This is a genomic window from Microbulbifer sp. A4B17, assembly GCF_003076275.1.
GTDB lineage: Bacteria > Pseudomonadota > Gammaproteobacteria > Pseudomonadales > Cellvibrionaceae > Microbulbifer.
The window spans coordinates 2,859,000-2,873,614 of record NZ_CP029064.1; the positions used below are offsets into that span (position 1 = coordinate 2,859,000).

Sequence of the window (14,615 nt, forward strand, 5' to 3'; positions counted from 1 at the left end):
GGGATTAATCTTCCGCAGCGACTCCCTCTTCCTGAGGAAGCGCTAATTGTCCAGAGTCATCAGCTCGCTCGCGTACCTGGGCAGAAATCTGCTTTCGGGTTTTAGCACCCAGCTTACGCAGGCTATCAATCCGCTTCACCGCGTTACCACGCCCTGTCACCAGTCGTTTGTAGGTCTGCTGGTAAGCGTCATCCGCTTGGCGCAGGCGGTCACCAAGAACATCCAGTGACTCCAGCACCATAGCAAACTGATCGTGCAGCTTGCCGGCTTCGTCGGCGATTTTTTCCGCGTTCTTGTTTTGTTTCTCATAGCGCCAAATATTCTCGACGGTGCGCAGGGTCGCCATCAGGCTGGTGGGGCTCACCAGGACAATTTGCTTCTCATAAGCGAAACGGAACAGGTCCGGGTCCGCTTGCATAGCCAACATATACGCAGCCTCAATGGGCACGAAAATAAAAACGAAATCCAGGGTGCGAACACCCTCCAACTGCTCGTAGGCCTTCTTGTTAAGGCCGGTGATATGGGCGCGCAGGGAATTCACATGCTGTTTCAGGGCTTGGGTGCGCCCCTCATCGGTTTCCGCCGAGCTGTAGCGCTCGTAGTCCACCAGGGAGACCTTGGAATCGATAATCAGGTCTTTGTTTTCCGGCAGGCGCACAATCACATCCGGCTGGCGCCTGCGGCCATCGCTCGTCAGGGTTACCTGGGTTTCGTACTCGCGCCCTTTCTGCAAGCCGGATTCCTCCAGCAAGCGTTCCAGCACCACTTCACCCCAGTTACCCTGAATCTTGCGGTCCCCTTTCAGGGCCGAAGTCAGGTTCAGGGCCTCATCGCTGATACGCTGGGTTTGCTCGCGCAACGCTTTGATCTGCCCAAGCAGGCTGTTGCGCTCGGCATTTTCGCGATCGTAGACATGCTCCACCCGCTTACGGAAATCCCCCAGCTGGCGCTCCAGCGGATCGAGACTTTTGCGCAGGCTGTCTTCACTGCGGCGCACGAAGCTCTGCTGCTTCTCTTCAAAAATCCGGTTAGCCAGATTCTCGAACTGCTCACCCATGGCAATACGCATTTGCTCCATCAGCTTGCGCTGCTCCGCCAGGGCCGCCTCCCCTTTTTCTACCAGCACTTGGCTTCTCGTGAGCTGCTGGAGCTTGTCCGCCAGCTCGGTACGCAGGGATTCCACCTCAACCCCAAGTTGGGATTCCCGCTCGCGGCTGCTTTCGATACGCGCCTGAGCCACCTGCAAAGCAGCTTGGCTCTGCAGTAAAGCGCGGCGGCTACTGGCTCGCGCCAACCAAAACACCAAGCCCAACAGAAACAAGATGGCAACAGCCGCCATCACCGCATGATCGGCATTCAATTGCAGCGGGAACGCTGGCATAGAGTGGTACTCCCAGACCTGGAAAGAGATAGATAAATCAGGAATTTGCCAGGAGCCTCGCCCACTGGCCTGCCCGGGAAACCGCCCAGGCGAAGGCGCCATTCTACCAGCTTGCCCCTGGAAAGTACCCCACGCCAGCCCGGTCGATAACCTCAGTATCAAGGGATAGGTTTGCGCCCGAGAAGACCCAGCGGGAATTTTTACGGGGTTTTAGGTATTCTTGGAGGATTGGTTTCGATGTTGGTACTCCAGAACGCATGCACAAACACAGCGCCCACCCAGATAGCCCAGCCCCCAGCGCCCTGATCTTTGATTCCGGCGTGGGCGCCATCAGCATTGCGCGGGAGATCCGCCGCCTGATGCCGGGCTTGACCTTGCACCTGGGTGTGGACAACGGCTTTTACCCCTACGGCAACAAAAGCGAAGAGGAACTACGCCCCCGCATCGTCCAGCAGGCCCAAGCCATGATGGAGCACTGCGAGGCTGATATTTTAGTGGTGGGCTGCAATACCGCCAGCACCCTGGCCCTACCCCAGCTGCGCGAATCCCTACAGAAACCCGTAGTGGGCGTAGTGCCCGCGGTGAAACCCGCCGCTGCCGCCAGCCGTTCCCGCACTATTGCCCTGATTGCCACCGAAGGTACTGTCAATCGCCGCTACACCCGCGAGCTGATCGAGCAATTTGCCAACGGCAACCGGGTAATTAATGTGCCCGCACCGGAGTTGGTGCATCTGGCGGAAAGCAAACTGCGCGGCGAAGCCATCACCGCAGAGGATTTGGAGCCGGTCTTGCACCGCGTATTCCACACCGCCGGTGGCGATCAGGTAGATATTGCCGTATTGGCCTGCACCCACTTTCCCCTGCTGCGTGAAGAACTGGACCAGTTCGCCCCCCGCTCAATCCAATGGCTGGATTCCGGTGAAGCCATCGCCCGGCGCGTGCGCTGGTGGCTGGAAGAACTTGAGCTGATGCTGCCGAATGCCCCAAATACTGGCCGCCTGATCACCAGCACGGTGGACCTAACCGGCAATATAGAACGGGCCTTCAGCGAGTTCGCCCCAGTTGCCGAACCCCTCGAATCCAACCCTTAGGATCATCAAAATAGTGACAACTGCTCGTCAAGGTTGACAGCTCCGCCACAAACCGCGACCGTTCCCCGAATAACAAGCCCTAACCGGTACCCGAATTCATGCTGAAGCCGGCATTTCCCGCTCTCGAAATATTTGCACAGCTGCCCCCCGGCGGACTGCTGCTCACCCCCAACAGCCGTCTGCGCAACCGCTGCCAACAGGTGTTTGCCGCGCAGCAGTCGCCCGGTGCCTGCTGGATGCCGCCGCCGGTGGAATCCCTGCGCAGCTGGCTGGACAAGCTCTGGTTCCAACTGCAACAGCGCAACTGGCAGCCCGCCTTGCAGCAGGTATTGAATCGCGAGCAACGGCAATTGCTCTGGCAGCGCGCCCTGGATGAATCCCTGGACCGGCAACTGCTCAACAGCCAGCAACTGTGCCGGGATGCCGATAGCGCCCTGGCGCAGCTGCTCCAATGGCAGCTGATCTCCGATCTCTCGCAAATAGATGAAGCGCTAACTCCCCTACTGGAACAGTTCGCACTCTCTATGCGCAGCGATGAACTGCCGCTGTGCGCCATGATCAAGGCCTTTGCCACTGAACTTCAGGCCAACAGCGCCATCACACCAGACCAGCGCGATCAATTGATCCTGCGCGCATTCCAGGAAGGCATTCTGGAACCCGTCGCACAAATTGATACCGCCGGCTTTGCCCAGATTTCGCCCCTCGCCAATGCCCTGATTCACGCAGGTGCAACAGCCGTTAATGAAAGGCCGGGACTTACCCAGCAAAGTGAATTATCCGTAGCCGCCTGCGCCGATTTGGATGAAGAGCTCTACCAAGCAGCTCTTTGGGCCGGACAAAAGCTCGCCGAAAACCCCGGCCACAGCGTCGGTATAGTGGTGAACAATCTGGGCCAGTGCCGCGCTCAGGTGGAAGCGGTATTTTCCCGCGTGCTCGAGCCCCAATGCCTGGACCCGCAGCAACCGCGCTACACACTGCCGTTTAACTTCTCCGCCGGTACACCCCTGGCGCAAACACCGATCGGCAGCGCCGCCCTGCAATTGCTATCGCTACTGCAAGACGAATGGGATTACCCCCAATTGCAAAATATCCTGTTCAGCCCCTTCTGGGGTGACAACAGTGAAACCTGGCTGCGCAGCGCCCTATTCCGCCGTTTACAAAAACTGGAACTTCGCCGCATCGACGGCGCAACCCTGCGCTACTGGGCCGAGCGCAGCGCAGAAGTCCTCCACTTGGAATCGCCGCAACTGCCCCGCCAGCTGGAACAAATGGCCGAACGCGCCCGGCGCTGGCAGCGAGCCCCCGCAGAAATTTGGGCCGCGCGTTTTTCCGAAACACTTACCGCTTTAAATTGGCCCGGCAACCGCAACCCGGACAGCCAGGAATACCAGCAGCTGATGCAGTGGGAATCCATCCTGGAAGAGTTCGCCGCACTCAGCGCCTGTGGTGGCAACCTTACTCTCACCCAGGCCCTGCAATTGCTGCGTCAGATTGCCAGCCGCACCCCCTTCCAAGCGGAAACCCGCGATGGCCCCCTGCAAATTCTCGGAGTACTGGAAGCCGGCGGCCTCGCCTTCGATCACCTGCGCCTGGTCGGCTTCGGCCAACAGCAATGGCCGCCGGCACCGGCGCCCAATCCGCTGCTGCCGATTCAATGGCAAAAACACTGGAAGATGCCCCGCGCCAGCGCCGAGCGGGAATTGGAACTGGCCCGCGAACTCACCGCCGACCTGCTCAATGCCAGTGGCGATATCATCGTGAGTTTCACCTGCGAAGAAGACGGTGTGCAGCAAGGCCTGAGCAGCTTGTTTGAAAGCCCGCAACAAGCCCAGCACTTTGCCAAAGGCGCCCTGCACCATCACTACAGCCAACTGGCGCAAGCCTGTCAGCTGGAAAAAGTCGAAGACAAAAAGCTACCGCCACTCACCCCCGCCGAATGCGAACGGGTGCGCGGCGGTGCCTCGGTGCTCAAGGCCCAGGCCCTGTCCCCGTTAAATGCCCAATTGCGCTTCCGCCTCGGCGCCAGCAGTTTTACCCAACCGGATATCGGCCTTGGCCCCGCCGAGCGCGGCAATGTGGTGCACCAGGTGTTGGCGGAATTCTGGCAACAGTGCGGCACCCTCACACAACTGCAAGCCATGGACGATGAGCAACGCCAAGCGCAAATCGAGCGCGCGGTAGAACGCTCTCTCGGCAGTGTGCGCAAAAAATACAATCACCTGCCGATCGGATTTTGGGCCATGGAAAAGCAGCGCCTGGAGCGCCTGCTGCAACAATGGTTGTCCGTGGAACTGGACAGGCCCAACTTCTCCGTAGAGAAAGTCGAATGGGAACAAGCCGTGGAAATCGGCGGGCTGCACTTTAACCTGCGCCTAGACCGATTGGATCAACTCGCCAGCGGCGAACAACTGGTAATCGATTACAAAACTGGCGTCCCCAGTATTCGCGACTGGCTTACCCAGCGCATCCGCGAACCCCAGCTGCCGCTCTACGCCCTATTCCAACCGGACGCCCACGCCATCGCCTTCGGCCAGGTGCGCAACGGCGACTGCAAATGGAATGGCTGCGGAGACCTGGAGCACCCCATTACCGGCATTAAAGCCGTGGGCGATACCGAAAAGGAATCCCCCTACGGCACCTGGAGCAATCTGGTGGAGCACTGGCGCTACAGCCTGGAATCCCTCGCCACCGAATATCGCAGTGGTGTAGCCACCCTCGCCTTTGATCGCCCCACCGATAACAATAGTGAACTCTGGCCCCTAAACCGCTGGCCGGAAAGGGAGCAAATAACCGAATGAACGAAGTCGTGACCACTCCCGCCCTACGCCGCCCCATTGATGCTGACGCCCGCAGCCAAGCCCTGGATATCAGCCGCAGCTTTGCCGTGTCTGCCCCGGCGGGCTCCGGTAAAACCGGCCTGCTCACCCAGCGCGTATTAAAGTTGCTCGCCGCCTGCCAGCAACCGGAAGAAGTGCTGGCCATTACCTTCACCCGCAAAGCCGCCGGTGAAATGCGCGAGCGCCTGATCGACGCCCTGCACAGCGCCCGCGACCAAGCCCGGCCAGACAACCCCCACGATGCCATCACCTGGGATTTAGCCCGCGCCCTGCTGGAGCGGGATCGCGAACTGGAATGGGAACTGCTGCAAACACCCCAGCGCCTGCGTATTCAAACCATCGACGGCCTCTGCCGCAGCCTCGCCAGCCAACTGCCGATCGAAAGCGGCCTTGGCGCACCGGGTGAACCCCTGGAGCGCACCCAAATCGCCTTCGAGCTAGCGGTGGTGAACCTGCTCAAACACCTCGATGGCGAAACCCCAGACGCAGACCTACAGCAACTACTGCTCCACCTGGACAACGACCTGGGTCAGCTCAATAAGCTACTGCGTATTTTGTTGGACAAGCGCGAGCAATGGCTCGGCCCACTTTTAAGCGTTAACTTCGATGGCGCCCAGGACTATTTCCATTTTGTTATCGACGAACTGGTGACAGAAAAACTGCAAGATCTCACCACAGCCCTCGGCAGTTACGCCGGGGAACTGCTGGAGCTGGCCAGTTATGCCGGCGGCAATTTACAAAAGGAAAACCCCAGCCACGGCCTGTGCCTCTTCGCCGAACTGGACGATTTCCCCAGCACAGATAGCAGCGGTCTGCCCGCCTGGCTCGCCCTCGGCAGCCTGCTCCTCACCACCACCGGTGATCTGCGCAAAGGCGGCGGCATCAATAAAAAACTCGGTTTTGGCCTGCCGGATAAAAAAGATCCCGAGCGCCCCATCGCCGAAGAATACAAACAGCGCATGAAAGACCTGCTGGCAGAACTGGCCGGCAACGAACCGCTGCTCTCCGCCCTGCGGGAAGTGGGCAAGCTCCCCAGCGGACTGCAACAGAGCCAATGGCAACTGCTGCAAGGGCTCGCCCAGGTACTGCCCAAGTTGGTCGCAGAATTAAAACTGGTATTCCAGCAGCTGGGCGCCACCGACTATACCGAAGTGGCCCAAGCCGCACTGATCGCCCTGGGCGATAGCGATAACCCCACAGACCTGGCCCTAAAACTGGACCTGCAAACCCAGCATATTCTGGTGGACGAGTTCCAGGACACCTCCCACACCCAGCTACAACTGCTGGAAAAACTCACTGCCGGCTGGCAGCAGGGAGACGGCCGCACCTTATTTATTGTCGGCGACGGCATGCAGTCCTGTTACGGCTTCCGCAATGCCAACGTGGGTATTTTCCTGGATGCGCGCGAACGCGGTATCGGTGAAGTGCCCCTTGAAACCCTCGACCTCCAGGTAAATTTCCGCTCCGAAAGCGCAGTGGTGGACTGGGTCAACGAGACTTTCCAAAGGGCTTTTCCGCAAGCGGACAATATCGGTCGCGGCGCCGTGCGCTATCTGCAATCCGAAGCATTTAAAGGCAGAAAATGGGCCGAGCCCTCGGTGAATTTTTACGGCTGCATCGATGACGAAGACCGCAACCGCGAAGCCATCCAAGCGGTTGAACTGGTGCAGCAATTACAAGCGCAAGATCCGGAAAGCCGCATCGCCATTCTGGTGCGCAAGAAAAAACATCTGCAAAAAATTCTGCCAGCCCTAAGTACTGCCAATATCGCCTTCCAGGCCCCAGAGCTAGCACCGCTCGCCAGTAAAATGGTGGTGCTGGATTTACTCAGCCTCACCCGCGCCCTGCTCGACCCCAGCGACCGAATCAGCTGGCTGGCCGTACTCCGCGCCCCCTGGTGCGGACTGCAACTGCCAGACCTTTACACCCTGGCCAACTGGGGCAATGGGGATATCACTGTAACCGACACCAGCGCGCGCCCACTATTAATGGCCTTGCAGGAAGTGGACGATATCGCCCTACTCAGCGATGAAGGGCGCACGCGCCTGGCCCAAGTGGCCCCCAAACTGCTTCACGCCTGGCAACAACGCGGCCGCAAATCCTTGCGCACCTGGATTGAAGGCCTCTGGCTGGAACTGGGCGGCCCCGCCACGGTAGCGCAAAAATCCGACCTGAATAACGTGCAGGATTTTCTGCAATTGTTAGAAGCCTTCGATGCCGGCGGAGCCATTACCGACTGGCAACAGTTCACCCTGGCCCTGGAACAGCTCTACGCCCGCCCCGCCCAGGATGCCAAAGTGCAGGTGATGACCATTCACAAATCCAAAGGGCTGGAGTTCGAACACGTACTGATCCCAGGCCTGGACCAAGGCGGCAAACCCGGCAGCGACCAGCTGCTGCGCTGGAGCGAATGGCTCAGCCGCGAAGGCGAAAGCCGCTTTCTGCTCGCCCCCAAAAATGCACGCGGCGGCCGCGACCCGGTTTTTGAATACCTGAAGCACGACAACAGCGAGCGCGAACGTCTGGAAGGTACGCGCCTGTTGTATGTAGGCTGCACCCGCGCCATCCGCTCGCTGCATCTTTTGGCCTGCATCAACCGGGATGAAAAAAAGGGCCACCTAAAAGCCCCCGGCAGCGCCGCCCTACTCGCCGGCATCTGGCCCAGTGTTTTGCACCACCAGGAAAGCGATTGGTGCCACTGGCTGGAAGCGGAAGAATCCTTACACAACCAAAACGAAGCCAGCAGAGATCACGACTACCTGCTGCGCCTGCCCAACCAATGGCAACCCCAAGCTATGCCCCGGCAGGAATGGCTGGCCCAATACCGCATGCCAGACTACCAACCCAAAACAGAGGAAGAAGACAATATTCCCGAACTGGGCCAGGTAGCCCTGCGCTGGCTCAAACACGCCGGCACCGTAGCCCACGAAACCCTCGCCACCATTGCCGAGACCAATATCAACGACTGGCCACCCAGCAAACTGGAAGCCCAACGCCCCCTATGGCAACTGCGCCTGAAACAATTGGGCCTATCTGCCACCAGCCTGGAGCGCGCCGTCGAGAAAGTGGAAATCGCTGTACGCAACAGCCTTAACTGCCCCACCGGCCGCTGGCTATTGGATGGCTCACTAAGAGAATCTGCCTGCGAACTGGAACTCCACAGCGGTGGCCGACAGTTGCGGCGCTCCATTGTGGACCGCACCTTTATCGATAACGAAGGTACCCGCTGGATTGTGGATTACAAAACCGCAGAGCCCAGTGGTGAGGAAAGCCAGGAAGAGTTTATTGCGGCTCAATTGGAGCAGTATCGGAATCAGCTGGAGAATTACCGCAAGCTCTTTTATGCGCGGGGAGAGCGGAATATTCGGTGTGCTTTGTATTTTCCGTTGATGCAGAGGTTGGTGGAGTTGGATTAGGGGGATGTATAGATTATCGTGCGGCTTAAAGCCGCACTCAGTATCATAGATAGAACGCTCACATTTTTCTGATAAAAACGATTTATATAAGCATCACTCTACTTTCTGCTTCCTCCAGTTGTCTATGGCAGAGGCAAGCCGTGTTTGATCAACCTCGCCTTGCCATTCTCTCCAAAATTCTATAGTTCCACTATTCGGCTTTCTTACTGGCTCATCTATTCGTATTCTACTAGGCAATAGACTGGCATCACCCACTACCAAAGCTTCACCAGTATCGAGCGTAGGTAGTATGTCACTAAAGCTACCCAGGCTATCTGGAAGCAATTTTTTAATTACACCTTGGTCATCAGAATTAGTAAGCCTCATTGAAACAAAATTACTACATTGACTAAGAATTGTTTTATTAACCTCAGATGGCCTCTGGCTGATTACCACCAAACTAAGCCCATATTTCCTACCTTCTTTTGCAATCCTTTCAAAGATCTTTATTGATATATCATCTGCTGATCCGGTGAGATTTCTATTTGGTATATAAAGGTGAGCTTCATCACACATCAAGGCAATCGGGTGCCTTTTCTCTAGCGGAGTCCATTGCTGAATAGAGAATGATAATCGCGCTACCAATGAAACCATTAACGGCAATACATCAGACGGCACTTCTGAAAAATCTATAATCTTAACTCCACCAGTACCATTTTCATCAGCACAGCCTAACAGTAAATTAGCCAAGCGATTAAGGTAATCAAATTGCAGAACATCACTGCCTCCTTTAAAAAGAAAACCCAACCTCCGGTCTGATATTTTATTTTCGAGCCTGGAGATCAATCGACTTAGCTTCCCATTGAACTCTCCAGCTTTGGTACTCCCAGCCTTTGCACCAGCAACTCTCTCTTCATTAATTTTATTCAAACCTTCCATCACAGATGAAAGTCTAAAAGGAACAGGGCTATCTATAGTAAAGTTTTCTAAAATATCTTTATATTCATCGCCAGATAAATATCTAGTTTTTGCCGCATTAACCTCTCTAGAAATGATCATCGCCTGATTTGGTGCATTTTGATCACTTCTATCTACGAATAATGAAACCATTGCCTCATAAGAAAGAAGCCAATAAGGCAAAAATATAATGCCATCAGAAATGGTTCTCCCCGACTCCACATCTCCAGGCCCGGCGATCTTGAAATACTTCACCTCGTCACCAGCCAGTGGGGCATACTCGCCGTGAAGGTCAAAAATAATTGCATTCGAATTTTTTAAGTGTGCGACTTGCTCAATAATCTTTGCAGTCGCCCATGACTTCCCCGCCCCTGTACTTCCACCTATAAAAGCATGCCGTTGGAAAAACTTATTTCCATTAAGAAAAGCTTCGGCTTTATCATCTAAAGTATATCTACCTAGCACCAAGGAATTTCCATCATTCTCCGAATGAGAGATAACACGCATGAATTCTGTAAGGTCTTCTCCCTCTAGCGAAAAACAATTTGCTTCAATCTCAGGTACGCTCTCCAATGTTCTTCGGAAAACATTTCGGTTAAGGCCCTCCACATCGAGCAATGATCCTATCAATGAAACTTTGCAAAGATTCTGTTCATCAAACTCTTCGCCATGATTTTCATCCTGATCTAGAATCAACCGCTTTCGGGTAACTTGACTTATAAGACCGATCAAGTGCTGCCCTGGCTTGCTGCTTTGTAAAACAGCAAGTCTATTTACTTGCAATCTTTTTAGCTTTTCACTGTCTTCAACAGACACGATTACAGTTGCAGTATCAACTGAAGAAACGGTCCCAAGTGCATCATCATCTGAAAAGTTAAAAATTGCCATAGCTAAGCCCTACATTATTAAATTTAAAAATCCACCTAAAGACCAACAGTTGCGCTCAATCTTAATCGGCTCTACGCATTTAGAGCTATATACTAACGAACCGGGACCATCTTCACACATTTCAATTGCCAGATATCGCGACAATTGACTGCTAAATAAAAAATTCCTAGCTGATTCAGAAAGCTTTTGTGTAACAACAGTTATTGAGGCATCACCTTTTGCACAGCGATTCACCAGCTTCTCTTGAATATGATCATCATTAAACCCGAACCCGATACAAAGATATGAGGATGCAGCATCAATGACATCATCAGCCTCATGAATGATTGTTTTATATGGCTCTCTATGAGTACTTCGGTATTTTTCATTGCCTGGAGTAACTATGAGAGGGGTTAAACCTTCAGGTGTTCTACCAATATTACCAAGCGAACAGACAACCCCTTGATCATTAACAAACCACCCCAAAGAACCATGTACCTTCCAAATGTTAACCTGTCTCAAGGGTTTCAAATAATCTTTTTTTTCTGGAAAGCCCTTATACCCATGTGAAAATCCACAAAAATGATGAATACCCTCCTGTTCACAAGCATACTCTGCCAATCGATCATAGTTTGGGGTAATAATATTGACCTGCCTTACAGTACTCCTCAGCATATGTCTTAAAAGCTTGCCGAGCGGAAATAGTTCTTGATCAACTAGAGCCTTCTCAAACACTGCAATATCTTCAGGAGAAAGTAGATTCCATGTAGACAATACGACTTTACTTGTTAATGCTGGAGTTAAGTTAACCTTATGAAGAGCGGTCTCAAGATCAACCCCATTCTCAAGAAAGCCGCAGAATTCCCCCCATAATCCAACCTCTTGACAACTTAAACCCTCAACCTCAACTGATCTAATTAGATGTTGAGATAAAGCTCCCATACCTGACATACCATGAGCAGCGGATGCACCACTACCCAAAATAATAACTGGTGTACTTCCATAATAGTCTTGTGCTTGTTTAGATATTAAATCGATTTCCATACCAGCCATCAAAATTCCTTTTTACAACTTCACTATTAATAAATGGTGACCCCATACACCTTCTAAACAGAAGTATAAATCGCCAAGAGTTTCGACTGAAGAAGAACATTACACAAAACAATAGTTATTCAATGGCTTTTCTTACTAACGCATCAAAGAATATATAGGCGCCTAAATTATCTTATTGAAACTTATTTGGTTTTCCCTTTCGCCAAAGCCACGTAAAATCAAAAGATAACCGTCAAAGTTGTGGTCTATAGCTAGACAACCCCTCACAAGGCCAACACTCTGCAAGAGCCACAAAAATTTTCTAAAAGAACCTGCCCACAATAGGAGAAGGTAGCGTGAAGTAAAAATAGAGAAAAGGCGCTGACCCAAGGTGCTGCAACACCAGGGGCCAGCTAACCAAATTGATAGGATAATTATCAAGATGGCTGTATGCATACTACGCTAGAAACCCGCTCGTCTTCAATAAAGTGGAGCACAATCAGCAGCTTGGAGCAATTCCCCAAGCTCTGGGAGCCTAGCGCCCGCCTTTTCCTATTCTGCGCCCACCGTCCCCGCGCCCCACCCCACTCTTCCTCCAAGTATCACTTACCAAGCTTCCTCACCAAGGAGTGCCCACCCACAGTTTGATTATCGGTAGGAAATAAATATGTTGATCCTAAAGCGCCGAACAGGCGAGAACCTAAGAATTGGAACGAATGTCTCGATCACAGTGTTGGAAGTGAAGGGAAATCAAGTAAAGATAGGCATCCGCGCCCCCAATTCTCTTCCCGTCCACCGTGAAGAGATCTATGTGCGTATAGAGAGAGAACGAAAAATAAACAATGGAAAGCGTTGAGGAAAGGTTCTCCAAGGAAGGAGGCTCCACCTCAATAAAGGCGCTATTAATAGCTAGTTATCTTCGAGGTATAGGGCAGTGAACTTATACAGCCCTCTTCACAACTACAAAAAGTCACCTCTCCATAGAAAGGTAAAAGTCAACACAAATTGGATCGAACAAGCAGTATAACTAGTTCGCAGAAGACTGTGGTCATTTTTCAACCTATTCTTCTTCATCACTACGATCTATTAGGTTTTCCGGTGAGCCCAAAGTGCTATCTTTTTCAAGCTCTTCCTTAATATCTTCAGGAAGTGGCTTGAACAACTCTTTTGCCCTCTCTTCGGCTTTCTTTTTTGCCTGTTCGTATCTTTCTTTATCGTTCATAAGTCTCTTACCAGATAATGTGGATTGCCTTTCTTTGAACCAACCAATTTAAACCCACCATGAGACATATAGTACTTTATGAGCTTGTCATTCATAGGCTCCATGATGCGAATTTTCTTTGCACCAATTAGATCCCCATAAATTTCATACGCCAATAGAGAAATACTGAACATTTCACCGGCGTATGGACAATTCTTAGGGGCTCTCTCTATAAAATCTAAACGCATTTCGGTGCCCTTGAATGTAGGGCGACCAAGGGACATTGAACATAAAGTATTTCCTAACCAAACTGACATATCGAATGACTTCGGATAGAAAATCTTATAGCTCCGGGAAAATTCCCAATCCCATGAAACCTTTCGTTCAGCGGTATCCTTCCAAGCCTGGAAAGCATTTAAGGTTTTGTGATCTATACCTTCAACATTTAGAACGCCCTTCAGGTTTCCGGGCAGGCTTTCTTTTGCTATATCTCTTGCTTGCGCTCGAAATACATCATACCGTTCTAACGTTTCCTTATGTGACGGTTGCATTTCTTCTCCTTGAATCTGCCTGTTGAGATCCGCCTTTAGCCGTCACTGAAGGCAGTATTTTCCCGGTTCATTGCGGTCCGACCAATCATGGACATTAATAAGTGAAAGCCTGATATGGATGGGTAATGATAACGCGAATGACCATTTGAGCCTAGCGCCCGCCTTTTCCTATTCTGCACTCACCGCCCCCGCGCTCCACTCTACTCTACTCTTTCACCAAGCATCACTTACCAAGCTTCCCCACCAAAGAATACCCACCCACATCTTGAGTATCGGTAGGAAAAAACATGTTGACCCTAAAGCGCCGAACAAGCGAGAGCCTAAGAATTGGCACGAATGTCTCGATCATAGTGTTGGAAGTGAAGGGAAATCAAGTAACGATAGGCATCTGCGCCCCCAAATCCCTCCCCGTCCATCGGGAAGAGATCTATGTGCGCATCATAGGCAATGGGAGGCGTTGAGAGCAGGCTCTCCAAAGAAGGAAACCCCGGTAAATCCTCAATCTCTACAAAGTCAAATCAACCGGCCAAACAGCGATAACTTGCGCTTGCTATAGGTCACATACCTATTGTATCTCAAATGACATGTGAGTATCCGAAGGGGTACACGGGAGCCCCTCACTATACCTACTAATCATCAACTCAAGTTTTCGAGCCATTACGGTTGTTCTTTCAATGTAATCCGCAAGGTATATAGTTTTTCCATGTGCATCAAGACTAACTAAATTAACCCCAGTAGAAACTTCTTTTCCTAGTGGATTCTCTACATTAATTTTTCCTTCAATTACAGCGCCTGCTGATATTAGATGTGTTTTTATAGATCCATCTTCACTTAACATCACCCACCGAATCTCACCCCAAGTTGCCTGTTTTTTAGCTGCCAAACTCTCATAGCGCCCCCTTAAATGATTAATCATATTTCTTAAAAGAGACGCATCTTCTGTATCATTTAAAAATCCCTTTACTTCATCGCTATTTCTTTCCGAATCAAATTTTGGCACAAGCTCCCTAATACTGTGTATTGAATTAATGATACTCCATACATCTGAATAGGCGGCCGTAAAACAAAAATGCCTATAGTTTTTATCTCCTTTTTCATAGGAGATATCCGCTAGGGCAACATTCAATCTATTCATTGCCAAATCAATGATCCTAAACGCATATAACATCCCATCTAAAATAACTCTTTGCTTTGAATCAATATTGTCTGGAAGTGCTCCTAAGGAAGAATCATAATTTACAATCATTTTAATCTCTTTCGCATTTTTTTAGTAATCCCGGACACCCAGTATATAAAAGCATAA

11 protein-coding genes are annotated in these 14,615 nt (G+C 51.8%); 5 read left to right on the plus strand and 6 right to left on the minus strand.

Features of this window, described 5'->3' with window-relative positions; translation table 11 throughout:
• Positions 1-4 precede the first annotated feature (4 nt).
• A complete protein-coding gene (gene rmuC / locus BTJ40_RS12745) occupies positions 5-1,483 on the minus strand; it encodes a DNA recombination protein RmuC (protein ID WP_238151993.1) in 1,479 nt (492 codons plus the stop codon).
• A 155-nt stretch (positions 1,484-1,638) separates the two neighbouring features.
• Between rmuC and murI the strand changes: the two genes are divergently transcribed.
• From murI to BTJ40_RS12760, 3 genes are all read left to right on the plus strand, one after another.
• Entirely contained in the window at positions 1,639-2,472 is an 834-nt protein-coding gene (murI, locus tag BTJ40_RS12750) for a glutamate racemase (RefSeq protein ID WP_108733455.1), read from the plus strand.
• Positions 2,473-2,570: 98 nt separating this feature from the next.
• Positions 2,571-5,270, plus strand: a complete 2,700-nt coding sequence (locus tag BTJ40_RS12755) for a PD-(D/E)XK nuclease family protein (RefSeq protein WP_108733456.1) — start codon at positions 2,571-2,573, stop codon at positions 5,268-5,270.
• Complete coding sequence (locus BTJ40_RS12760; RefSeq protein ID WP_108733457.1) at positions 5,267-8,725, plus strand: exodeoxyribonuclease V subunit beta; 3,459 nt, start codon at positions 5,267-5,269, stop codon at positions 8,723-8,725. Before BTJ40_RS12755 ends, BTJ40_RS12760 begins: the two co-directional genes overlap by 4 nt.
• A 93-nt stretch (positions 8,726-8,818) precedes the next feature.
• Here BTJ40_RS12760 and BTJ40_RS12765 read toward each other — a convergent pair whose 3' ends face one another.
• Positions 8,819-10,549, minus strand: a complete 1,731-nt coding sequence (locus BTJ40_RS12765) for an ATP-binding protein (protein ID WP_108733458.1) — start codon at positions 10,547-10,549, stop codon at positions 8,819-8,821.
• 9 nt (positions 10,550-10,558) lie between these two features.
• Positions 10,559-11,581 carry an SIR2 family protein gene (locus BTJ40_RS12770; protein ID WP_108733459.1) on the minus strand — a complete coding sequence of 341 codons (1,023 nt, stop codon included), beginning with the start codon at positions 11,579-11,581 and terminating at the stop codon, positions 10,559-10,561.
• Between the two features lie 646 nt (positions 11,582-12,227).
• Here BTJ40_RS12770 and csrA (BTJ40_RS12775) point away from each other — a divergent pair.
• Positions 12,228-12,416, plus strand: coding sequence for a carbon storage regulator CsrA (csrA, locus tag BTJ40_RS12775; protein WP_108733460.1), 189 nt, complete (start codon positions 12,228-12,230; stop codon positions 12,414-12,416).
• Between the two features lie 204 nt (positions 12,417-12,620).
• On the opposite strand, the gene BTJ40_RS22325 is transcribed toward csrA (BTJ40_RS12775), so the two are convergent.
• On the minus strand, positions 12,621-12,782 hold the full coding sequence (locus BTJ40_RS22325) for a hypothetical protein (protein WP_157954055.1): 162 nt from the start codon (positions 12,780-12,782) through the stop codon (positions 12,621-12,623).
• A complete protein-coding gene (locus BTJ40_RS12780; RefSeq protein WP_108733461.1) occupies positions 12,779-13,312 on the minus strand; it encodes a hypothetical protein in 534 nt (177 codons plus the stop codon). The genes BTJ40_RS22325 and BTJ40_RS12780 overlap by 4 nt, the downstream gene beginning before the upstream one ends.
• 287 nt (positions 13,313-13,599) lie before the next feature.
• On the opposite strand from BTJ40_RS12780, the gene csrA (BTJ40_RS12785) reads away from it, so the two are divergent.
• A complete protein-coding gene (gene csrA / locus BTJ40_RS12785) occupies positions 13,600-13,773 on the plus strand; it encodes a carbon storage regulator CsrA (protein WP_108733462.1) in 174 nt (57 codons plus the stop codon).
• 104 nt (positions 13,774-13,877) lie between these two features.
• Here csrA (BTJ40_RS12785) and BTJ40_RS12790 read toward each other — a convergent pair whose 3' ends face one another.
• Complete coding sequence (locus tag BTJ40_RS12790; protein ID WP_108733463.1) at positions 13,878-14,558, minus strand: hypothetical protein; 681 nt, start codon at positions 14,556-14,558, stop codon at positions 13,878-13,880.
• Positions 14,559-14,615: the final 57 nt, after the last annotated feature.

Bases quoted from the DNA above. Each gene is read 5' to 3' on its own strand.
- BTJ40_RS12760 (WP_108733457.1), top strand. From the start codon at position 5,267: ATGAACGAAGTCGTGACCACTCCCGCCCTACGCCGCCCCATTGATGCT.
- BTJ40_RS22325 (WP_157954055.1), bottom strand. From the start codon at position 12,782: ATGAACGATAAAGAAAGATACGAACAGGCAAAAAAGAAAGCCGAAGAG.
- rmuC (WP_238151993.1), bottom strand. From the start codon at position 1,483: ATGGCGCCTTCGCCTGGGCGGTTTCCCGGGCAGGCCAGTGGGCGAGGC.
- csrA (WP_108733462.1), top strand. From the start codon at position 13,600: ATGTTGACCCTAAAGCGCCGAACAAGCGAGAGCCTAAGAATTGGCACG.
- csrA (WP_108733460.1), top strand. From the start codon at position 12,228: ATGTTGATCCTAAAGCGCCGAACAGGCGAGAACCTAAGAATTGGAACG.
- BTJ40_RS12755 (WP_108733456.1), top strand. From the start codon at position 2,571: ATGCTGAAGCCGGCATTTCCCGCTCTCGAAATATTTGCACAGCTGCCC.
- BTJ40_RS12770 (WP_108733459.1), bottom strand. From the start codon at position 11,581: ATGGCTGGTATGGAAATCGATTTAATATCTAAACAAGCACAAGACTAT.
- murI (WP_108733455.1), top strand. From the start codon at position 1,639: ATGCACAAACACAGCGCCCACCCAGATAGCCCAGCCCCCAGCGCCCTG.
- BTJ40_RS12780 (WP_108733461.1), bottom strand. From the start codon at position 13,312: ATGCAACCGTCACATAAGGAAACGTTAGAACGGTATGATGTATTTCGA.
- BTJ40_RS12765 (WP_108733458.1), bottom strand. From the start codon at position 10,549: ATGGCAATTTTTAACTTTTCAGATGATGATGCACTTGGGACCGTTTCT.
- BTJ40_RS12790 (WP_108733463.1), bottom strand. From the start codon at position 14,558: ATGATTGTAAATTATGATTCTTCCTTAGGAGCACTTCCAGACAATATT.